Source organism: Escherichia sp. SCLE84, assembly GCF_012584495.1.
In the GTDB taxonomy this organism is placed as follows: Bacteria; Pseudomonadota; Gammaproteobacteria; order Enterobacterales; family Enterobacteriaceae; genus ECMA0423.
Genome location: NZ_CP051430.1, coordinates 301,694 through 322,903, shown reverse-complemented (window position 1 = coordinate 322,903; position 21,210 = coordinate 301,694). Strand labels below are relative to the sequence as shown.

At 51.4% G+C, this 21,210-nt stretch carries 21 protein-coding genes; 7 read left to right on the top strand and 14 right to left on the bottom strand.

Annotation, left to right across the window (positions count from 1 at the left end; all coding sequences use genetic code 11):
- Positions 1–9 precede the first annotated feature (9 nt).
- Positions 10–462: a dihydroneopterin triphosphate diphosphatase gene (gene nudB, locus HGD79_RS01745; protein ID WP_001443602.1), complete on the bottom strand. Its 453-nt coding sequence runs from the start codon at positions 460–462 to the stop codon at positions 10–12.
- Positions 463–579: 117 nt separating this feature from the next.
- On the bottom strand, positions 580–2,352 hold the full coding sequence (gene aspS, locus HGD79_RS01740) for an aspartate--tRNA ligase (RefSeq protein ID WP_001258662.1): 1,773 nt from the start codon (positions 2,350–2,352) through the stop codon (positions 580–582).
- Between the two features lie 309 nt (positions 2,353–2,661).
- On the opposite strand from aspS, the gene HGD79_RS01735 reads away from it, so the two are divergent.
- The 5 genes from HGD79_RS01735 to cmoB are packed head-to-tail and all read left to right on the top strand — an operon-like array spanning position 2,662 to position 6,243.
- Complete coding sequence (locus HGD79_RS01735; RefSeq protein WP_000891620.1) at positions 2,662–3,228, top strand: hydrolase; 567 nt, start codon at positions 2,662–2,664, stop codon at positions 3,226–3,228.
- Positions 3,225–4,043, top strand: a complete 819-nt coding sequence (locus HGD79_RS01730; protein WP_000639271.1) for a DUF72 domain-containing protein — start codon at positions 3,225–3,227, stop codon at positions 4,041–4,043. Before HGD79_RS01735 ends, HGD79_RS01730 begins: the two co-directional genes overlap by 4 nt.
- A gap of 52 nt (positions 4,044–4,095) precedes the next feature.
- Positions 4,096–4,491, top strand: a complete 396-nt coding sequence (locus HGD79_RS01725) for an MAPEG family protein (RefSeq protein WP_168848267.1) — start codon at positions 4,096–4,098, stop codon at positions 4,489–4,491.
- Between the two features lie 40 nt (positions 4,492–4,531).
- Positions 4,532–5,275, top strand: coding sequence for a carboxy-S-adenosyl-L-methionine synthase CmoA (gene cmoA / locus HGD79_RS01720; protein WP_000019588.1), 744 nt, complete (start codon positions 4,532–4,534; stop codon positions 5,273–5,275).
- Positions 5,272–6,243: a tRNA 5-methoxyuridine(34)/uridine 5-oxyacetic acid(34) synthase CmoB gene (gene cmoB / locus HGD79_RS01715; protein WP_168848266.1), complete on the top strand. Its 972-nt coding sequence runs from the start codon at positions 5,272–5,274 to the stop codon at positions 6,241–6,243. Before cmoA ends, cmoB begins: the two co-directional genes overlap by 4 nt.
- A 164-nt stretch (positions 6,244–6,407) precedes the next feature.
- Here cmoB and torZ read toward each other — a convergent pair whose 3' ends face one another.
- The 4 genes from torZ to HGD79_RS01695 all read right to left on the bottom strand — a co-directional run bounded on the left by torZ (position 6,408) and on the right by HGD79_RS01695 (position 11,676).
- Positions 6,408–8,837, bottom strand: coding sequence for a trimethylamine N-oxide reductase TorZ (gene torZ / locus HGD79_RS01710; RefSeq protein WP_000176771.1), 2,430 nt, complete (start codon positions 8,835–8,837; stop codon positions 6,408–6,410).
- A 24-nt stretch (positions 8,838–8,861) separates the two neighbouring features.
- Positions 8,862–9,962, bottom strand: a complete 1,101-nt coding sequence (locus HGD79_RS01705) for a NapC/NirT family cytochrome c (RefSeq protein ID WP_001214304.1) — start codon at positions 9,960–9,962, stop codon at positions 8,862–8,864.
- Positions 9,963–10,349: 387 nt separating this feature from the next.
- On the bottom strand, positions 10,350–11,096 hold the full coding sequence (gene cutC / locus HGD79_RS01700) for a copper homeostasis protein CutC (RefSeq protein WP_001185741.1): 747 nt from the start codon (positions 11,094–11,096) through the stop codon (positions 10,350–10,352).
- 13 nt (positions 11,097–11,109) lie between these two features.
- The gene (locus HGD79_RS01695; RefSeq protein WP_001300190.1) at positions 11,110–11,676 is read right to left on the bottom strand and encodes a VOC family protein; all 567 of its coding nucleotides are present in this window, start codon (positions 11,674–11,676) and stop codon (positions 11,110–11,112) included.
- A gap of 215 nt (positions 11,677–11,891) precedes the next feature.
- On the opposite strand from HGD79_RS01695, the gene argS reads away from it, so the two are divergent.
- Positions 11,892–13,625: an arginine--tRNA ligase gene (gene argS / locus HGD79_RS01690; protein WP_001025336.1), complete on the top strand. Its 1,734-nt coding sequence runs from the start codon at positions 11,892–11,894 to the stop codon at positions 13,623–13,625.
- A gap of 41 nt (positions 13,626–13,666) precedes the next feature.
- Here the strand turns inward: argS and yecV are convergent, their stop codons facing one another.
- Positions 13,667–13,711, bottom strand: a complete 45-nt coding sequence (gene yecV, locus HGD79_RS26480) for a protein YecV (protein WP_211180499.1) — start codon at positions 13,709–13,711, stop codon at positions 13,667–13,669.
- A gap of 90 nt (positions 13,712–13,801) precedes the next feature.
- Between yecV and HGD79_RS01685 the strand changes: the two genes are divergently transcribed.
- Entirely contained in the window at positions 13,802–14,290 is a 489-nt protein-coding gene (locus HGD79_RS01685) for a lysozyme inhibitor LprI family protein (RefSeq protein ID WP_001297434.1), read from the top strand.
- A gap of 119 nt (positions 14,291–14,409) precedes the next feature.
- Here HGD79_RS01685 and flhe read toward each other — a convergent pair whose 3' ends face one another.
- The 7 genes from flhe to cheR form a co-directional block, all read right to left on the bottom strand.
- Complete coding sequence (gene flhe, locus HGD79_RS01680) at positions 14,410–14,802, bottom strand: flagellar protein FlhE (protein ID WP_001259583.1); 393 nt, start codon at positions 14,800–14,802, stop codon at positions 14,410–14,412.
- Positions 14,802–16,880 carry a flagellar biosynthesis protein FlhA gene (gene flhA / locus HGD79_RS01675; protein ID WP_000066997.1) on the bottom strand — a complete coding sequence of 693 codons (2,079 nt, stop codon included), beginning with the start codon at positions 16,878–16,880 and terminating at the stop codon, positions 14,802–14,804. The genes flhe and flhA overlap by 1 nt, the downstream gene beginning before the upstream one ends.
- On the bottom strand, positions 16,873–18,021 hold the full coding sequence (gene flhB, locus HGD79_RS01670; RefSeq protein ID WP_001278954.1) for a flagellar biosynthesis protein FlhB: 1,149 nt from the start codon (positions 18,019–18,021) through the stop codon (positions 16,873–16,875). Before flhB ends, flhA begins: the two co-directional genes overlap by 8 nt.
- A 201-nt stretch (positions 18,022–18,222) precedes the next feature.
- On the bottom strand, positions 18,223–18,867 hold the full coding sequence (gene cheZ / locus HGD79_RS01665; protein WP_000983609.1) for a protein phosphatase CheZ: 645 nt from the start codon (positions 18,865–18,867) through the stop codon (positions 18,223–18,225).
- 10 nt (positions 18,868–18,877) lie between these two features.
- Positions 18,878–19,267 (bottom strand): chemotaxis response regulator CheY, encoded by a 390-nt coding sequence (gene cheY / locus HGD79_RS01660; RefSeq protein ID WP_000763867.1) that lies wholly within the window; start codon positions 19,265–19,267, stop codon positions 18,878–18,880.
- A 14-nt stretch (positions 19,268–19,281) separates the two neighbouring features.
- On the bottom strand, positions 19,282–20,331 hold the full coding sequence (cheB, locus tag HGD79_RS01655) for a protein-glutamate methylesterase/protein glutamine deamidase (RefSeq protein ID WP_000036378.1): 1,050 nt from the start codon (positions 20,329–20,331) through the stop codon (positions 19,282–19,284).
- Positions 20,332–20,333: 2 nt separating this feature from the next.
- Complete coding sequence (gene cheR, locus HGD79_RS01650) at positions 20,334–21,194, bottom strand: protein-glutamate O-methyltransferase CheR (protein ID WP_000204339.1); 861 nt, start codon at positions 21,192–21,194, stop codon at positions 20,334–20,336.
- Positions 21,195–21,210: the final 16 nt, after the last annotated feature.

The window sequence follows — 21,210 nt, the reverse complement described above, 5'->3', positions numbered from 1 at the left end:
CCTGCCTGTTCAGGCAGCGTTAATTACAAACTGTTCAATCGCCTGCCGGTTGCTCCAGGACTTAGTGAGCGCCGCCGCAGCAGGCGCATCAAGCCACTTGTAAGCCAGATGTTCAGTGAAAACGATCTGCCGCTCGTGCGGAAGCGCAAGACAGAACCATGATTCCGTATTACGCGTCACGCCCGGCGCATAGCGATGACGTAAATGTGAAAAAATTTCAAACTCTACCGTGCGCTGACAGTCAATTAAGGTCAGTTGTTCAGCGACAACATCAATGGTGACCTCTTCCTTTACTTCGCGCATGGCAGCTTGCGGCGCGGTTTCACCCTCTTCCACGCTGCCGGTTACCGACTGCCAGAAATCGGGATCGTCACGCCGCTGCAACATCAGCACCCGTTTCGTATCTTGTGCATAGATGACCACTAAGATCGAAACGGGACGCTTATACACTTTATCCTCCACGCTGCCTCTTCGTTGACTGCCTTCGCTCATCCCATTCACATAGTTATCTATGCTCATGGGAGTTCACTCAGTTGCCGCCTTGATGCAACGCGAATGATTTCGTGTATTTGAGTCATATCAGTTATTCTCAGCCTTCTTCACAACCTGAATGCTCAGCTCAGCCAGTGCAGTCGGGTTAGCAAAGCTCGGTGCTTCAGTCATCAGACACGCTGCCGCCGTGGTTTTCGGGAAGGCGATAACGTCACGGATATTGTCGGTGCCGGTCAGCAGCATGGTCAGACGGTCAAGACCGAATGCCAGACCTGCGTGCGGCGGAGTACCGTATTTCAGAGCGTCGAGCAGGAAGCCGAATTTCTCGCGCTGTTCCTCTTCGTTGATACCCAGAATACCAAACACCGTCTGCTGCATATCACCATTATGGATACGTACTGAACCACCGCCCACTTCGTAACCATTGATGACCATATCGTAAGCGTTCGCCACCGCATTTTCCGGTGCAGCTTTCAGTTCTGCAGCAGTCATGTCTTTCGGTGAGGTGAACGGATGGTGCATTGCCGTCAGGCCGCCTTCACCGTCGTCTTCAAACATCGGGAAGTCGATAACCCACAGCGGTGCCCATTTGCTTTCGTCGGTCAGACCAAGGTCTTTACCCACTTTCAGGCGCAGTGCGCCCATCGCGTCGGCAACAATTTTCTTGTTGTCGGCACCGAAGAAAATCATATCGCCATCTTGCGCGGCAGTACGATCCAGGATGGCTTCGATGATTTCTGCATTAAGGAACTTCGCTACCGGGCTGTTGATACCTTCCAGACCTTTCGCGCGTTCGTTAACTTTGATGTAAGCCAGACCTTTCGCGCCGTAGATTTTAACGAAGTTACCGTATTCGTCGATCTGCTTACGGGTCAGCGATGCGCCGCCCGGAACGCGCAGAGCGGCAACGCGACCTTTCGGATCGTTCGCCGGACCTGCAAATACTGCAAACTCAACAGATTTCAGCAGATCAGCAACGTCGGTCAGTTCCATCGGGTTACGCAGATCCGGTTTATCAGAACCATAACGGCGTTCTGCTTCCGCAAAGGTCATTACCGGGAAATCGCCCAGATCCACGCCCTTCACTTCCAGCCACAGATGGCGCACCAGCGCTTCCATCACTTCACGCACTTGCGGCGCGGTCATGAAAGAAGTTTCCACATCGATCTGAGTAAATTCAGGCTGACGATCAGCGCGCAGGTCTTCGTCACGGAAGCATTTAACGATCTGATAGTAGCGGTCAAAGCCGGACATCATCAGCAGCTGTTTGAACAACTGCGGGGATTGTGGCAGCGCGTAGAATTTACCTTTGTGCACACGAGAAGGCACCAGGTAGTCACGCGCGCCTTCCGGCGTGGCTTTGGTCAGCATCGGAGTTTCGATGTCGAGGAAGCCGTGGTCATCCATAAAACGGCGCACCAGGCTGGTGATTTTAGCGCGGGTTTTCAGGCGCTGAGCCATTTCCGGGCGACGCAGGTCGAGGTAGCGGTATTTCAGACGCGCTTCTTCGGTGTTGACGTGGTTAGAGTCAAGCGGCAGAACATCTGCGCGGTTGATGATAGTCAGCGAGGACGCCAGCACTTCGATTTCGCCGGTCGCCATATCGCGGTTAATATTTTTTTCGTCACGCGCACGTACGGTGCCCGTGACCTGAATGCAGAACTCATTACGCAGTTCAGAGGCCAGCTTTAACGCGTCCGCACGATCCGGATCGAAAAATACCTGCACGATACCTTCGCGGTCGCGCATATCGATGAAGATCAGGCTACCAAGATCACGACGACGGTTGACCCAACCACACAGAGTCACCTGCTGCCCCACGTGGGACAAACGGAGCTGTCCACAATATTCTGTACGCATGAGATATCCCTTAACTTAGCTGCCGGCGGATGCCCCCTGCTGCGCAGGTGACCAAGTCGCAGCGTTAGCTGTATGTCACAACTGAATGAAAAAAGGCGGCTATTATACTGGAAATTCTGCCGCACCGTAAGAGCCTGGCCCGCGCTGGAACGCCTCGTTACCACTTTATATCGGGCCTGAAATCAGACTCTACGCCAGTTTGCTATAAAGGTGTTGCCCGAACTCATAAAAATTAACAAAATTTGTCGTTCCGCCATCGGCTAATCGCATTAAGGTGTGAGGCACGATTTTGTTTTTTCAGGAGTCATTATGCTTGAACTTAATGCTAAAACCACTGCGCTGGTGGTGATCGATTTACAAGAAGGCATCTTACCTTTTGCCGGTGGTCCACATACTGCCGATGAGGTAGTTAATCGCGCCGGGAAGCTGGCGGCGAAATTTCGCGCCAGCGGTCAGCCCGTGTTTCTGGTGCGCGTTGGCTGGTCTGCCGATTACGCCGAAGCATTAAAACAGCCGGTTGATGCCCCCTCCCCCGCTAAAGTGTTGCCCGAAAACTGGTGGCAACATCCAGCTGCATTAGGTGCAACTGACAGTGATATCGAAATCATCAAACGTCAGTGGGGTGCGTTTTACGGTACGGATCTGGAGTTGCAACTGCGCCGCCGAGGTATCGATACAATAGTGTTATGTGGGATCTCGACCAATATCGGTGTTGAATCCACCGCCCGCAATGCCTGGGAACTTGGCTTTAATCTGGTGATTGCCGAAGACGCCTGTAGTGCCGCTAGCGCCGAGCAGCACAATAACAGCATCAACCATATCTACCCACGCATCGCCCGTGTGCGTAGCGTGGAAGAGATCCTTCACGCGTTATGATTTACATCGGTCTACCGCAATGGTCGCATCCTAAATGGGTGCGGTTGGGGATCACCAGCCTTGAAGAGTATGCCCGCCACTTTAACTGCGTGGAGGGCAACACCACGCTTTACGCCCTGCCGAAACCCGAGGTTGTCCTGCGCTGGCGTGAACAGACCACAGATGACTTCCGCTTCTGTTTTAAGTTTCCGGCGACCATTTCGCATCAGGCAGCATTACGACATTGCGATGATTTAGTGACTGAATTTTTGACCCGCATGTCACCGTTGGCTCCGCGCATTGGGCAATACTGGCTGCAACTGCCTGCCACATTCGGCCCACGGGAGCTGCCTGCGCTTTGGCATTTTCTCGATTCTCTCCCTGGCGAATTTAATTATGGTGTGGAAGTCCGCCATCCACAGTTTTTCGCCAAAGGGGAAGAGGAACAAACTCTTAATCGCGGTTTACATCAGCGCGGCGTTAATCGGGTGATTTTAGACAGCCGCCCGGTTCATGCAGCATGTCCACACAGTGAAGCTATTCGCGACGCTCAACGAAAAAAACCTAAAGTTCCGGTACATGCTGTACTGACGGCGACAAATCCGCTGATCCGTTTTATCGGTAGTGATGATATGACGCAAAACCGGGAATTATTTCAGGTCTGGTTACAGAAATTAGCGCAGTGGCATCAGACCACTACGCCTTATCTTTTTTTACATACGCCAGACATTGCCCAGGCCCCGGAACTGGTACATACCCTGTGGGAAGACTTACGTAAAACGCTTCCAGAGATCGGAGCAGTTCCGGCTATTCCACAGCAATCTTCTCTTTTCTGAATTTGCCACCTATCATAGACAGGTGCCATCGGCCATTTTAAAGGGAGTTTGTATGGTAAGCGCGCTATATGCCGTTTTAAGTGCGTTGTTATTAATGAAGTTCTCTTTTGATGTCGTTCGCTTGCGTTTGCAGTACCGCGTTGCCTATGGTGACGGTGGTTTTAGCGAACTGCAAAGCGCTATTCGCATTCATGGTAACGCGGTGGAATATATTCCCATCGCGATTGTGCTGATGCTGTTTATGGAAATGAATGGCGCAGAAACCTGGATGGTGCATATTTGCGGCATCGTTTTGCTTGCTGGTCGTCTGATGCATTATTACGGTTTTCATCACTGTCTGTTTCGCTGGCGACGTTCCGGCATGAGCGCCACCTGGTGTGCGCTGTTGCTGATGGTGCTGGCGAATCTTTGGTATATGCCCTGGGAGTTGGTTTTCTCCCTGCGTTAGCGCACAATACGCCACTTTCTTTTTCCCGGATTTTTACGTTATGTCTCACCGCGACACGCTATTTTCTGCCCCTATCGCCAGACTGGGCGACTGGACCTTTGATGAACGGGTAGCTGAAGTCTTCCCGGATATGATCCAGCGTTCCGTTCCCGGCTATTCCAATATTATTTCCATGATTGGTATGTTAGCCGAGCGCTTCGTTCAACCTGGTACGCAGGTTTACGATCTGGGTTGTTCTCTGGGCGCGGCGACGCTCTCGGTGCGTCGCAACATTCATCATGATAATTGCAAAATTATTGCCATCGACAACTCCCCGGCGATGATTGAACGCTGCCGTCGTCATATTGACGCCTATAAAGCCCCTACGCCAGTAGACGTCATTGAAGGTGATATTCGCGATATCGCCATTGAAAACGCATCGATGGTGGTGCTGAATTTTACCCTGCAATTCCTGGAACCTTCCGAGCGCCAGGCATTACTGGATAAAATTTATCAAGGACTGAACCCAGGCGGCGCGCTGGTGCTTTCGGAAAAATTCAGTTTCGAAGATGCCAAAGTTGGTGAACTGTTGTTCAACATGCACCACGACTTTAAACGTGCCAACGGTTACAGCGAACTGGAGATCAGCCAGAAGCGCAGCATGCTGGAAAACGTGATGCTGACCGATTCCGTGGAAACCCATAAAGCACGCCTGCATAAAGCCGGTTTTGAGCATAGCGAGCTGTGGTTCCAGTGCTTTAACTTTGGTTCACTGGTGGCATTAAAAGCAGAGGACGCTGCATGATCGACTTTGGTAACTTTTATTCTCTGATTGCCAAAAATCATCTTTCACACTGGCTCGAAACGCTGCCCGCGCAGATTGCTAACTGGCAGCGCGAGCAGCAGCACGGGCTGTTTAAGCAGTGGTCCAACGCGGTGGAATTTCTGCCTGAAATTAAACCGTATCGTCTGGATTTATTGCATAGCGTAACCGCCGAAAGCGAAGAGCCACTGAGCACCGGGCAAATTAAACGCATTGAAACGCTTATGCGGAACCTGATGCCATGGCGCAAAGGGCCGTTCTCACTGTATGGCGTCAACATCGATACCGAATGGCGTTCCGACTGGAAATGGGATCGTGTTCTGCCCCATCTTTCTGATTTAACCGGACGCACCATTCTGGATGTCGGCTGCGGCAGCGGTTATCACATGTGGCGCATGATTGGCGCAGGCGCGCACCTCGCGGTGGGGATCGACCCTACGCAACTGTTTCTGTGCCAGTTTGAAGCGGTGCGTAAACTACTGGGTAACGATCAGCGCGCACATTTGTTACCGTTAGGTATTGAACAGCTTCCGGCACTGAAAGCCTTTGATACCGTCTTTTCGATGGGCGTGCTTTACCATCGCCGTTCGCCGCTGGAGCATATCTGGCAGTTGAAAGATCAACTGGTGAATGAGGGTGAACTGGTGCTGGAAACGCTGGTTATTGATGGCGATGAGAACACGGTGCTGGTACCAGGCGATCGTTACGCGCAAATGCGTAATGTCTATTTCATCCCTTCCGCGCTGGCGCTGAAAAACTGGCTGAAGAAGTGTGGTTTTGTAGATATCCGCGTTGTGGATGTGTGCGTTACCACTACTGAAGAGCAGCGACGCACTGAATGGATGGTTACCGAATCTCTGTCCGATTTCCTCGACCCACATGATCCGAGTAAGACAGTTGAAGGTTATCCTGCGCCTAAACGCGCGGTGCTGATTGCGCGCAAGCCGTAAAGGTCTGGCATTACTGCCGGATGCGGCTTGAATGCCTTATCCGGCCTACAAACCCTTGCTAATTCAATCTATTGCAGGGACTATGTAGGCCTGATAAGCATAGCGCATCAGGCAGTTTTACGTTTGCATAACCTCAGCGCCCGTTTCCGGGCGCTATTCACTTCTTATGCCTGAATAGCTGGCTGATCAAACGCCGTTAACTTCGGCGCATTGCCCGTATATTTTTCGATATACACCAGCGCAGAGTTACCGGCACAGGCATTTGCCAGCTGCGAGCTGGGGATATCCGCCGTTAACACGTTCGCACTGCCGTTTTTACACAAGCCATTTTCCAGATCTGGCCATGCACCTTCATGCACGCATACCACGCCTTTTTTGATCCCGTCAGTCACCACCGCGCCTGTCAGAATCTGACCACGTTTGTTCCACACACGCACCAGATCACCATTCGCAATACCAAAGCGAGCAGCATCTTCGGTGTGAATAGTGATTGGTTCACGATCTGCAACCGCATATTTTTTACGCAGTTCCGCATAGTTAAGCTGACTATGTAAACGGTGTGCCGGATGTGCGGTCAGAAGCTGCAACTGCTTCTCGTCGGCGGTACCCTTCCACTCATCAGGCGCAAGCCAGGTTGGGTGTGCCGGGCAATCCTTATAGCCAAATTTTTCCAGCGTTTTGGAGTAAATCTCAATTTTGCCGCTTGGCGTACCCAGCGCATTTTTCACCGGATCGGCGCGGAAATCAGCATAACGAACGTACTGTTCGTTCTTCTCGCTGCGGCGCATTTCGATCAGTTTATTTTGCTGCCAGAAGGCATTAAACATCGGCATAGTCACGCGTTGCGCACGAGCACCTTTCTGAGCGGCATCATAGAAAAATTTCAGCCACGCCATTTCATCTTTACCTTCGGTATAGATCTCTTTTCCGCCAGGTTTCAGTAATTCAGCAAGATCGGCAAATACGTCAAAATCGTTACGCGCTTCAAATTGCGGAGCAACAGCCTGCTTCATCGGCACAATATGCTGGTTGCTGTAATCACCGGTCATCGTCAAGTCATTGCGCTCAAACGATGTGGTGATCGGTAATACGATATCTGCATGTTTAGCAGCTGCGGTCCAGTAGCATTCAGAAACGACGATCATCTCCGGTTTCTGCCATGCTTTGATCAGACGATTAGTATCCTGGTGATGGGTAAAGTTACCGCCACCCGCCCACCAGATCATTTTGATATTCGGATACGTTTGTTCTTTACCGTTATGCTGATATTTGCCACCAGGATTTTCCAGCGCATCGACGATACGGGCAACAGGAATCGCCGTCATTCCGCCATCATCAGCGGCCTCGCTGGCCTGTCCGGCAATCGCCGCAGACATTTCCGGCAGCACGCCGCCAACACGCGTCGGATTGCCACCGTTGGAGTAATGATAAGAGAAACCAAAACCGCCGCCCGGTGTACCAATCTGCCCTAACATCGCCGCCAGCGTCACCAGCATCCAGTGTTTCTGTTCACCATATTGCTGGCGCTGAATTCCCCAGCCAGCCATCAGCATTGTGCGATTCGCCGCCATCAGTTCAGCGAGTTTGACTATCTGCGCTTCCGGTACGCCAGTAATTTCCGCCGCCCAGGCCGCGCTCTTCGGAGTATTATCGCTCTTACCTGTCAGATACTCTTCAAACTGCGGATACCCGGTGGTGTATTTTTCAAGGAACACTTTATCGTGTTTACCTTGTGTCATCAGGGTATGCGCAATCCCTAACATCAGTGCCACGTCGGTGCCCATATTCGGCGCGATCCAGGTAGCATTATCACCAAAGAACTCGATGGTTTCGGAGCGGATAGGATCAATGGCAATCACTGGTTTGCCAGATTTTTTCAGCTGATGGAAGTATTCCAGCCCTTGCTCATCGGTACTGCTCCAGGCAATTTTTAAGGTATTCAGCGGGTTCATCCCCCACAGCACCACAGCCTGGCTGTTTTCCAGAATCAGCGGCCAGGAGGTCTGCTGTTCATACACCTCTACAGAACCGACCACATGCGGCATGATCACCTGTGCTGCCCCGGTTGAATAATCGCCGCTATGCCCGGAATAACCGCCCGCCAGGTTCATATAACGTTGCAGTAAGGTTTGCGCTTTATGCAACACGCCAGAAGAGCGCCAGCCGTATGATCCGGCAAAAATAGCAGATGGTCCGTTAGCTTTGCGAATGCGATCGTGTTGCTCATGAATCAGTTTTAATGCTTGCTCCCAGCTCACCTGTACATAAGTATCTTCGCCACGACCTTTCGCCGGTTGCAGTGGATTATCGAGATAGCTTTTTCTTACCATCGGATGCTGAATACGTGCCGTGGTGTGTACCTGATCCGCCGCCGTAGACTGTAAGGAGTTCGGTATGGTTTTCGCCAGCGCGCCTGTTGAAGAAACAATCTTGCCGTCCTTCACTTCTACGTTCATCGCTCCCCAACGTCCCGCGGTGAGGATTTTACCGCCCTTCTCTTCTGCCCATGCGGGGAGCGGTGCTGCCGATGTCACCACCAGCGCTCCAGCGGCAATACCGCTGTGTTTAATAAATTCACGTCTTGTTAATGTCATAACTTCCTCCCTGATCAACGAGGATCACTGTTTCTCGGTAATATCTTTGGCGTTGTACTGGAAATACCGCGTTAAAATGTCCAGTTCGTTTTCGCTCATGCTGGTTCGCGCACCCATTCCTTTGGCAATGGACGGCCATGCATTGACGGTGTAATGGTCAGCGGCAATAGGCGCATGGCAACCAGCGCAATAGGTATCGTCAAGTTTTTCAGCGTATTGCCATAGCGGTTTACGGTCCGCTAATGCGGGATCGGTAAGCGCACCCTGTAAAGACGCCTGACGCCATTGATTGCCGTATTCGTCAGCCTGCCATTCCCCGTTTACCGTGAGCGCCTTGATACCTTCTTCACTTAATGTGGCTAGCGCCAGCCGTTGACCTGCCGCCAGGTAGAGCGTGTTTTCACTGCCCTGCATTTGATAACCCTGCAACAGAACGATCGGCTGTTTGCCACTGGCATCAACGACGGTGAGATCGGTACCAGGATTCACGGTAGCCAGCTCGCCTATGCGAGAAGTTTTGAAAGGATAAATATGTGCGCCATTAGTCACTGAAGTAGCGGCCTGACTTTCCAGCTCATGCGCCGCGTTGTCATCCATTTTTATTTCTGGCGGAAAATGGGCAATGCCTTTATGACAATCGATACAGGTTTCGCCGCCCTTTTGTGCTTTGTTATGCATTTTCTGCGCAGATTCACTTTGCGAGGCAATATCCATGGCATCAAAAGAATGGCAACTACGGCACGTTGCAGAGTCAGTTGCTTTTAATTCTTTCCATACTGTTTCGGCCATTTCCTGGCGATGAGTTTCGAACTTATCGTCACTGTCTATTTTGCCGCTAACAAATTCATGATAAATATCTTTAGATGCTTTTAATTTAGCAAATAAATAATCCATCCCTGACTTTGGAATATGGCAATCTGCACATTCCGCACGTATCCCTTTCTGGTTCGAAAAGTGGACAGTTCCCTGATATTCCTCAAAAGGTTTACTCATCGAGTGGCAGGAAAGGCAAAATGCTGTATCCGACGTTTTATGTAAGGCTTTTTGCGCCAGCAATAACCCGCCGCCACCAACCACAACCGCTATCAGCAAAAACAATAACCCAATGCGTTTTTTCCCTCGCATAGATTCCTCTAAATAAATTCCAGAACACCGAAATCATTGTATAATTAAATACACAACGAATTAACCGCTTGCATAACTCGGCACAACACTGCCTGAAATAATCGATAAAGAATATGATTTATTACAATGTAATCATTAATTGCTAAGGAATAACCCAGTTGCTATTTAGAATATATATTTATCAGTTTTAGCAATTTAAATCCCATAATCAATGTGAATATAAAAAATATTATTAGCACAACGCTATGTTCACTGTCACCCGCTCAACAGATCACGGTTATCGTTCGTTTTTTATACTGCTCAGGGATAAAAAAAGGCCCCTGTTGAAATTGCAGGGGCCTGGTACGAGCAAGCATCATATTGGGCGACATGATGCAACGGTAAAAATCATTTGGCCTGATGGCGTTCAATGATTCCTTTCATTTCAGCAACCGCCGCCCCGTCTACGATATAACGCGAATACTCGTCCGCGTGTTCATCTGATGACATGGACAATCCTTGATTACGATAACGCATCGGTGAGGCTTGCCACGCTCCCGCGGAGCTATGGACTTCCAGCACTCCGGCATCGAGGAAGTGGTGCAGGTTTTCTGCACGGACTCCTGCTCCGGCCATAATGATTGGAGCATCACGATGGGCAATAAGTTCCATAATTTTTGATAAACCTTGCAGTGCGTCTGATTTTTGCCCTGATGTCAGTACCCGGGCAATGCCCAATTCCGCAAGATTATTGAGTGTATATAAAGGGTTAGCGCACATATCGAAGGCGCGATGAAAAGTCACTGCCAGCGGACCGGCAGCAGCCATTATTTTTTCCATTCGTGGCATATCGACATTCCCGTCAACATCGAGAACGCCCGTCACCAGTCCAGGAAAACCTAATTCGCGGACCGTGCGCACATCCTCAAGAATGGCGGCAAACTCACCGTCGCTGTAGCAAAAATCACCACCGCGTGGGCGAATTATCGGATGCACAGGGATCGTCACCCGCTGGCGCACGGATTTCAGTACCCCCAACGACGGCGTTAAGCCCCCCTCTTTTGGGGCTGCGCATAATTCAACTCTGTCTGCGCCGTTTTGCTGCGCCGTTAGTGCACATTCCATGCTGTAACAGCAAATTTCCAGTAATGCCATTTTTGCTCCTTAATTACGCTGACTGCTCGCTGGCAACGATCTCTTCAATGGACCACGGATGAAACTTAATAGTTGTTTTGCCATCGGTGACCGCCAGCGTCGGATTCGGTAATCGCTCATGCTCACCTTTTGGTGAACTGGTTTTAACTGAGATCCCCGGTAGGCTGAGTCCTTCATCAGAAAGCAATGCCAGCGCACGGGCATTCAGCGTTTCTGGATCACCCGGCAGAACGATTTCAATATGTTCCCAACCTTCGTGTGGGTAACGTTTTTCCCCGGGCCACGGTAGCTCCACAATAGAAAACTGCCAGTGCGCAACCTGTACCGGTTCATGCAATTTAAACAGACAAATCGGTCTGCCATTGATCATATTTTCTGACAAAAGCTCGCCACACTGTTCAAACCCGCGACGCCAGCGTTCAGCAGTGGCGTTTTGATGGCAACGCAAAGAAATGTGATCGGCAGTCAGCGGAGTGATATTCAACCCCAGACGGAGGGAAAGTTCATCTAATGCGTGGGTAAATCGCGGTAAATCCGATGCAATATCCTGCAGCTCGTCGATAGATTGCCAGTTCGCCATAATCACTCTTCGTCTTTCAGTAAAAGCGTTAATTTACCCTGTTGCCCTGCGCCAACCAACCGCTGATTTCACGCCGCTTCTGATGCAATAGTGAAAACGGCAATACGCCACGCGCACGTTGCTGACGAAAACAGCCATTTGCAGTATACTCCCGCCCTAATTTCTTTAACTGGTGCGGGCAATTTTTGCTCGCTTCATCAATGTAAGGTATTCCGGTGAATATTCAGGCTCTTCTCTCAGAAAAAGTCCGTCAGGCCATGATTGCGGCAGGCGCGCCTGCGGATTGCGAACCGCAGGTTCGTCAGTCAGCAAAAGTTCAGTTCGGCGACTATCAGGCTAACGGCATGATGGCAGTTGCTAAAAAACTGGGTATGGCACCGCGACAATTAGCAGAGCAGGTGCTGACTCATCTGGATCTTAACGGTATCGCCAGCAAAGTTGAGATCGCCGGTCCAGGCTTTATCAACATTTTCCTTGATCCGGCATTCCTGGCTGAACATGTTCAGCAGGCGCTGGCGTCCGATCGTCTCGGTGTTTCTACGCCAGAAAAACAGACCATTGTGGTTGACTACTCTGCGCCAAACGTGGCGAAAGAGATGCATGTCGGTCACCTGCGCTCTACCATTATTGGTGACGCAGCAGTGCGTACTCTGGAGTTCCTCGGTCACAAAGTGATTCGCGCAAACCACGTCGGCGACTGGGGCACTCAGTTCGGTATGCTGATTGCATGGCTGGAAAAGCAGCAGCAGGAAAACGCCGGTGAAATGGAGCTGGCTGACCTTGAAGGTTTCTACCGCGATGCGAAAAAGCATTACGACGAAGATGAAGAGTTCGCCGAGCGTGCACGTAACTACGTGGTAAAACTGCAAAGCGGTGACGAATATTTCCGCGAGATGTGGCGCAAACTGGTCGACATCACCATGACGCAGAACCAGATCACTTACGATCGTCTCAACGTGACGCTGACCCGTGATGACGTGATGGGCGAAAGCCTCTACAACCCAATGCTGCCAGGAATTGTGGCGGATCTCAAAGCCAAAGGTCTGGCAGTAGAAAGCGAAGGGGCGACCGTCGTATTCCTTGATGAGTTTAAAAACAAGGAAGGCGAACCGATGGGCGTGATCATTCAGAAGAAAGATGGCGGCTATCTCTACACCACCACTGATATCGCCTGTGCGAAATATCGTTATGAATCACTGCATGCCGATCGCGTGCTGTATTACATCGACTCCCGTCAGCATCAACACCTAATGCAGGCATGGGCGATCGTCCGTAAAGCAGGCTATGTACCGGAATCCGTACCGCTGGAACACCACATGTTCGGCATGATGCTGGGTAAAGACGGCAAACCGTTCAAAACCCGCGCGGGTGGTACAGTGAAACTGGCCGATCTGCTGGATGAAGCCCTGGAACGTGCACGCCGTCTGGTGGCAGAAAAGAACCCGGATATGCCAGCTGACGAGCTGGAAAAACTGGCTAACGCGGTTGGTATTGGTGCGGTGAAATATGCGGATCTCTCCAAAAACCGCACCACGGACTACATCTTCGACTGGGACAACATGCTGGCGTTTGAGGGTAATACCGCGCCATACATGCAGTATGCTTACACGCGTGTATTGTCCGTGTTCCGTAAGGCAGAAATTAACGAAGAGCAACTGGCTGCAGCTCCGGTAATCATCCGTGAAGATCGTGAAGCGCAACTGGCAGCTCGCCTGCTGCAGTTTGAAGAAACCCTCACCGTGGTTGCCCGTGAAGGCACGCCGCATGTGATGTGTGCTTACCTGTACGATCTGGCTGGTCTGTTCTCTGGCTTCTACGAGCACTGCCCGATCCTCAGCGCAGAAAACGAAGAAGTGCGTAACAGCCGTCTGAAACTGGCACAACTGACAGCGAAGACGCTAAAGCTGGGTCTGGATACGCTGGGTATTGAGACAGTAGAGCGTATGTAATCGATTTTTCGTGAGAGTAAAGCCTGATCAGGGTTACCTGATCAGGCTTTTTTATTGCCATCTAAATGTATTCTGAAAATGGACATGCCATTGTTTTCTGACTGTTGGATAAGAGGCCAGAAGCGTAATATCCGGCCCCAGGGAAACGATAACGGTTGAATTTAAGGAATACCGCAGTGTTTAAATTTCTTGTATTAACATTAGGCATTATCTCTTGCCAGGCTTACGCAGAAGATACGGTTATAGTAAACGACCATGACATTTCAGCCATCAAAGATTGTTGGCAAAAAAATTCAGATGATGATACTGACATTAACGTGATCAAATCATGCCTGCGACAAGAATACAATCTCGTCGATGCGCAATTAAATAAAGCCTATGGTGAAGCTTATCGTTATATAGAACAAGTGCCACGCACAGGTGTAAAAAAACCTGATACCGAACAACTTAACTTGCTTAAAAAATCACAGCGAGCCTGGCTGGATTTTAGGGACAAAGAATGTGAATTAATCCTTTCAAATGAGGACGTTCAGGATTTAAGTGACCCTTATTCTGAATCAGAATGGCTCTCATGTATGATCATACAGACCAATACGCGAACTCGCCAGTTGCAGCTATACCGTAACTCTGAAGATTTTTATCCAAGCCCTTTGACAAGAGGATAATTCACATCTTTTTGGCATGTTTTGTTGCAAGCTATTCCTGATAAATAATTGCAACAAGACATCGAGCCTTTTTCACTGAGTTATTAAACATACTCGCGAGCGCGTAATTTTTTTGTCCTTCAGCGATAATTCACAATCACTTCATTACGTTGTACCTTTAGCGGTGGAATTAACCGCCCACCGCCTGGCACTTCCCAGATAAATCGCAACGGTTCTGCTGCCGCTATACCGGAAAAGGCCACGGTGGTTCCGCTCTGCCCCTCTAATTCGACACAACGAGATTGCGAACACAAGCGAACCCGCAGTCCTGAAGGTGTCGGGCCGATAAGCTGATAACGCCACGCTACCAGCGTCATCAATCCTGAAGCAGGTTGTCGCGTAGAAAGAGGCGCAGACGACATCGACTCACCGCGATGATTTAGCGTAATTCCTACACTACTTGCCTGCCACATCCCCTCCCCGGCGGCTTGCACCAGCAGCGGAAACAATAATATTGCTAATAAGGTTCTCATTATTTGCCGCCAATTGTCGCCGTCATGCGGATATGTCGGTTATCAGACAGTTCCAGATTCGACAGGACCACTAACTGCGGCAAGCTGCGGCGCAGGAAGCGAGACAATAATGGTCGCAGCGCGTGGTTCACCAACAATACTGGCGGCGCACCCAGCATCTCCTGACGGGATAGCGCTTCCTGAGTTTGCGCCAGTAAACGATCCGCCAGCCCTGGCTCCAGTCCTCCCCCGCCCTGCAGCGCCTGTAGTAACAAACGTTCCAGCGGTGTATCGAGGCCAATAACATGGACTTCATCTTTGCCAGGAAACCACTGCTGGGTAATCGCCCGTCCCAACGCCACGCGCACGACGGCGGTTAATTCATGTGGATCGCTTTGGATGGGCGCATGTTCCGCCAGCGTTTCGAGAATGGTGCGCATATCGCGAATCGGTACTTTTTCATCGAGGAGATTTTGCAGCACTTTATGCAGTGTGGTGAGCGTGACGACGCCAGGAACGAGATCTTCCGTCAGCTTTGGCATCTCCTGGGCGACGCGATCCAACAGCTGTTGCGCCTCCTGACGACCAAACAGCTCTGCGGCATGCTGGCTAATGAGGTGGTTAAGATGCGTTGCTACCACCGTGCTGGCCTCAACCACTGTGTACCCCTGAATCTGCGCCTGTTCTTTTAGCGCACTTTCAATCCAGATAGCATTCAGGCCAAATGCCGGATCGACGGTCGCCTCACCAGGTAACGTCCCGGCAGCGGTTCCAGGGTTAATCGCCAGCCAGCGCCCCGGATAAGCATCACCACTGCCAATCTCCACGCCTTTCATCAAAATGCGATAGCGGGCAGGTTGCAGATCCATATTGTCGCGAATGTGCACCACTGGCGGCAGAAATCCCATCTCCTGGGCAAATTTCTTGCGGATACTGCGTATACGGCCCAACAACTCACCATCCTGCTGGAAATCGACCATCGGGATCAGTCGATAACCCACTTCCATTCCCAGAGAATCTTCCAGTTGTACATCGTTCCACGTCGCTTCGACAACGGTATTATTCTCTGCCATTTTTACCGGTTTGGGTTCGACAGGCGCTTTTTGTTCGCGTCCGCGTATCCACCAGGCCAGCCCCAGCAATCCGGCAGTGAACAGCAAAAATACCAGGTTCGGCATTCCAGGCACCAGGCCGAGTAAACCGAGCACGGCGGCGCTTAACAACATAACGCTTGGGTTACTGAAAAGCTGATTCACCATCTGCTCGCCAACATCCTGATCGGTGCTGACACGCGTAACGATGACCCCCGCGGCGGTAGAAATCACCAGCGCCGGAATTTGTGCCACCAGACCGTCGCCAATGGTCAATAGTGTATAACTTTCCGCCGCGTGTCCCATGCTCATGCCATGTTGCAGCACGCCGACCAGCAACCCGCCGACAACGTTAATGACCATGATGAGGATCCCGGCGATGGCATCGCCGCGAACAAACTTACTTGCCCCGTCCATTGAGCCGTAAAAATCGGCTTCCTGAGTCACTTCGGAGCGGCGTTTTTTCGCCTCATCTTCACCAATCAATCCAGCGTTAAGGTCGGCGTCAATCGCCATCTGCTTACCCGGCATACCATCGAGAACAAAGCGCGCACCCACTTCTGCGATACGCCCGGCACCTTTGGTAATGACCATAAAGTTGATGATCACGAGAATGACAAACACTACGATACCGATAGCGAAATTGCCACCAACGAGGAAGTGACCGAATGCTTCGACCACCTTCCCAGCCGCCGCCGCGCCGGTATGCCCTTCCATCAAAATGATACGGGTTGAAGCCACGTTAAGTGCCAGACGCAACAACGTAGTAAACAACAGAATGGTCGGAAACGCAGCAAACTCAAGCGTGCGCTGGGTAAACATCGCCACCAGCAACACCATGATCGACAAGGCAATATTGAAGGTAAACAACAGGTCGAGTATGAATGCGGGCAGTGGCAGCACCATCATCGACAAGATCAACAGGATCAAAATCGGTCCGGCAAGGATCTGCCATTGTGTCGATTTCAGGTTTGCGGGCAGGCGCAGCATCGCGGCCAGATTACTCATGGGTCGGTTTCTCGTTAATAAAATCCAGGGCTTCCGGCACCGGAAGATGAGTAGGTTGTACAGGGCGCTGTCCACCAGCCAGACGCCAGCGTTTCAGTTGCCAGACCCAGGCCAGCACTTCCGCCACCGCGGCGTACAGTTGACCCGGGATTTGTTGACCAATCTCCGCATGTCGATACAGCGCTCGCGCCAGCGGCGGCGCTTCAAGCGTCGGGACGTTATTTTCAGCGCCAATTTCACGAATGCGCAGCGCGACCAGCCCTGCACCTTTAGCGACCACTTTCGGTGCGCTCATTTTGTTTTCGTCATACTGCAACGCTACCGAATAGTGGGTCGGGTTATTGACAATGACATCCGCTTTCGGCACATCGGCCATCATCCGACGCCGTGCAGCAGCTCGCTGCATCTGACGGATCCGCCCTTTAACATGAGGGTCACCTTCGCTTTGTTTGAACTCATCACGAATATCCTGCCGTGACATACGCAGCTTTTTCAGGTGGCTGAATATTTGGAAAAAGACGTCAAATCCCACCATTGGAATGACACCAAGCACCACCAGCAGTGCGCATAGCCCTACCAAATCCATCGCATTACCCATGGCGGTAATCGGAGACTCGGCCATCAAGCGCATCATCTGCGGCCAGTGATGCCAGAGAAAAAACCCCGTCACGCTGCCAACCAGGATGGTTTTCAAAATTGCTTTAAGCAACTCCGCGCCAGTCTGAGCCGAGAACATCCGTTTAATGCCCGGTAGCGGGTTGAGTTTGGAAAACTTCGGCTGCAAGGATTTGCCGCTAAATACCAGCCCTCCCAGCATGACCGGAGAAATGAGCGCCACCAGCACCACGCCGCTAATCAGCGGCAGCAGCGCCAGCATGGCTTCTCTGATCAGCAGAATAATCTGCCCGAGGATCAGATTCGGGTCATTGATAATACTGTGATCAAAATGCAGCCCAGCGGAGAGCATGCCCGACAATCGACGGGCCAGCGACACACCGCCAAACCAGATAACACTAACGCCCACCAGCAAAATCAGCAGTGAGGTCAGTTCACGGGAACGCGGGATTTGCCCCTCTTCCCGCGCTTTTTCTAGTCGGTGAGGTGTGGGGGCTTCTGTTTTGTCGTCGCTCTCGTCAGACACGTCGCCAATCCTGGAAAGAGTATTAAGCGTGAATGATGCCAGAGCGCAAAGCGTTCAATGGTTTGAGTAAGGGGCAAAACAGGCGGGATTTAGGGCTTTTGCTGCCACACATCAAGCATAGTGTGCGTTTGTCGGATGCGGCGTCATCGCCTTATCAGACCGCCTGATATGACGTGGTCACGCCACATCAGGCAATACAAATCAAAATCCAAGACTATCCAACAAATCGTCCACCTGATCCTGACTGGCTACCACGCCGGCTTTGCTGGTATCGACCTGAGGTCCATTAAGCAAACTCTGGTTTTCACGTTTTGGACGCGACTCCTGTTCCGGGATGTTTTCCAACAGCACCATCAGCAACTGGCGTTCGATCTCCTGAATGACATCCATCATCCGCTTAATGACCTGCCCGGTGAGATCCTGAAAATCCTGCGCCATCATGATTTCCAGCAGTTGCGCGTTAGTAAAGCTGGTATGCGCGGGTACATCTGCCAGAAATTGTCGTGTATCTGTTACCAGTTCACGGGCGTCGGCAAGGTCAATCGGATCGGCAAACCAGTCATCCCAACGTTGGGTTAACGCTTTTGCTGATTTCTCCATTTGATCCTGATGCGGTTGTGACGCCTCAACACTGTTCAGCGCCCGCTCCGCAGCCTGGGCGGTCATCTGCACAACATAGTACAAACGATCGCGCGCATCGGGGATGGCTTCCGCCGCTTCGGCAATGGCCTGATCCAGCCCCAGTTCCCGCAAACTGTCGCGCAGCATACGCGTCAGGCTGCCGATGCGCGCAATGATATCGCCAGCTGAATGCTCGTCAGCAGGTTTGATTGATGGTTGCATCATAGTCGCATCCTCACATGCCCAGTTTCTCAAAGATTTTGTTGAGTTTTTCCTCCAGCGTCGCGGCGGTAAATGGCTTCACCACATAGCCACTGGCCCCCGCTTGCGCCGCAGCAATGATGTTCTCTTTCTTCGCTTCTGCAGTCACCATTAACACTGGCAATGCCGACATCGCGCCATCCGCACGAATTGTTTTCAGCAATTCCAGGCCATCCATATTGGGCATGTTCCAGTCGGAGATAACAAATCCATAACCGCCTGCCTGCAACTTATTGAGAGCGTCGACGCCATCTTCCGCTTCCTCAACATTATTGAATCCCAGCTCTTTAAGCAGGTTACGCACTATGCGTCGCATGGTGGAAAAGTCATCCACAACCAAAAATTTAAGTTCTTTATCCGCCATTTCACACTCCTGATTTAAATACGTATCGCCTGTCCGGCACTAATTTTTGCCAACATTTGCTGGCTTACCTGGCTAAGATCGACCACTTCGCAGACACCACCCATATTGATGGCCTCGCGCGGCATGCCGAACACCACGCAACTTGCTTCGTTTTGCGCAAGGGTCCATGCCCCCGCCTGACGCATCGCCAACATTCCCGCCGCGCCGTCGTTGCCCATACCGGTCAGGATCACCCCAACCGCATTACGCCCCGCCTGTTTGGCGACAGAATGGAACAACACATCTACCGAAGGCCGATGACGGTTAACCGCCGGGCCATCGTGAATTTTGATTTGGTAATTTGCGCCACTACGCGACAGCTCCATATGCCGATCGCCCGGCGCAATATAGGCATGCCCCGGCAAGACACGTTCTCCGTCTTCGGCTTCTTTAACCCCGATCTGGCAAAGCTTATTAAGTCTGTCGGCAAAAGAGCGGGTGAAACCGGGCGGCATATGTTGGGTAATTAACAATGCCGGGCTGGAAAGCGGCAACGGTTGCAGTACGTGACGAATTGCCTCAGTTCCACCCGTTGAAGCACCAATCGCAATCAGTTTTTCAGAACTCAACAACGGACCCGCCTTCAGCGTTGTCGGTGCTGACAATGGCTTATGTGCTGCAAGGCTCGCCTTTGCTGCCGTACGCACCTTTTCAGCAATCATTTCGCTATACGCCAGCATTCCTTCGCGAATACCCAGTTGCGGTTTGGTGACAAAATCTATTGCCCCCAGCTCCAGCGCGCGCAGCGTGACTTCTGATCCTTTGCCGGTCAAGGAAGAAACCATCACAACGGGCATTGGACGCAAACGCATTAATTTTTCGAGGAAATCCAGTCCGTCCATCCGCGGCATTTCAACATCCAGCGTCAGCACATCGGGATTGAATTTCTTAATCAAGTCACGCGCGACCAGCGGATCAGGCGCGGTCGCCACCATTTCCATGTCGCTATGGCTGTTGATGATTTCTGTCATGATCTGGCGCATTAGTGCCGAATCATCGACAGATAACACCCTGATTTTGCTCATCGTTAATCCTTACTTAGCGCATACACCGTCTGACCACGCAGCGTGAAGCGGCGCTCAAGGTGGCTAAAGTTTTCAGAGTGACCCGCAAACAGCAATCCGTCGGGTTTAAGGAGCGGAACAAAGCGGCGCAAAATCTCCTGCTGGGTATTTTGATCGAAGTAGATCATGACGTTACGACAGAAGATCGCATCAAACGGCCCCGGCACGGTGTACTGTTTCTCCAGTAGATTCAGCGGGGCAAAATCAACATAGTTCGCCAGCTCCTGACGCACGCGTACCAGCCCTTCATGCGGTCCCGTCCCTCGCATGAAATACCGTTGCAGTTGCTGCGGCGTCAGGTTTTTCAACTCTTCATGGCGATAAATACCGCTTCTGGCTTTTTCCAGCACTTCGGTGTCGATATCACTGGCAAACACTTTCCAGCGTCCGGGCGCGGTGCCCAATGTGTCAGCCAGCGTCATCGCAATGCTGTACGGCTCTTCGCCGGTCGAAGCCGCCGCGCTCCATACGCGATACTCGCCAGAACGGCGACGTGCGTGATCCGCGAGCAGAGGGAAATGGTGTGCCTCACGGAAAAATGCCGTCAGATTCGTGGTCAGCGAATTGATAAACGCCTGCCACTCACCGCTGTGCTGATTAGATTCCAGCAAGTTCAGATAATGACCGAAATCCGTTAGTCCCAGCGAACGCAAACGACGAACCAGTCGGTTGTAAACCATGTCGCGTTTATGGTCAGCCAGAACGATCCCGGCTCGTTGATAGATCAATTGACTTATCCGCCGAAAATGCGCGTCGGAAAGCGCCAGGCGCTCGGTCATCTGTAACAATAAAGACGTTTGCCCACAGGGCAGAGATGAAGTCATAGCGCCTTCTCAATCA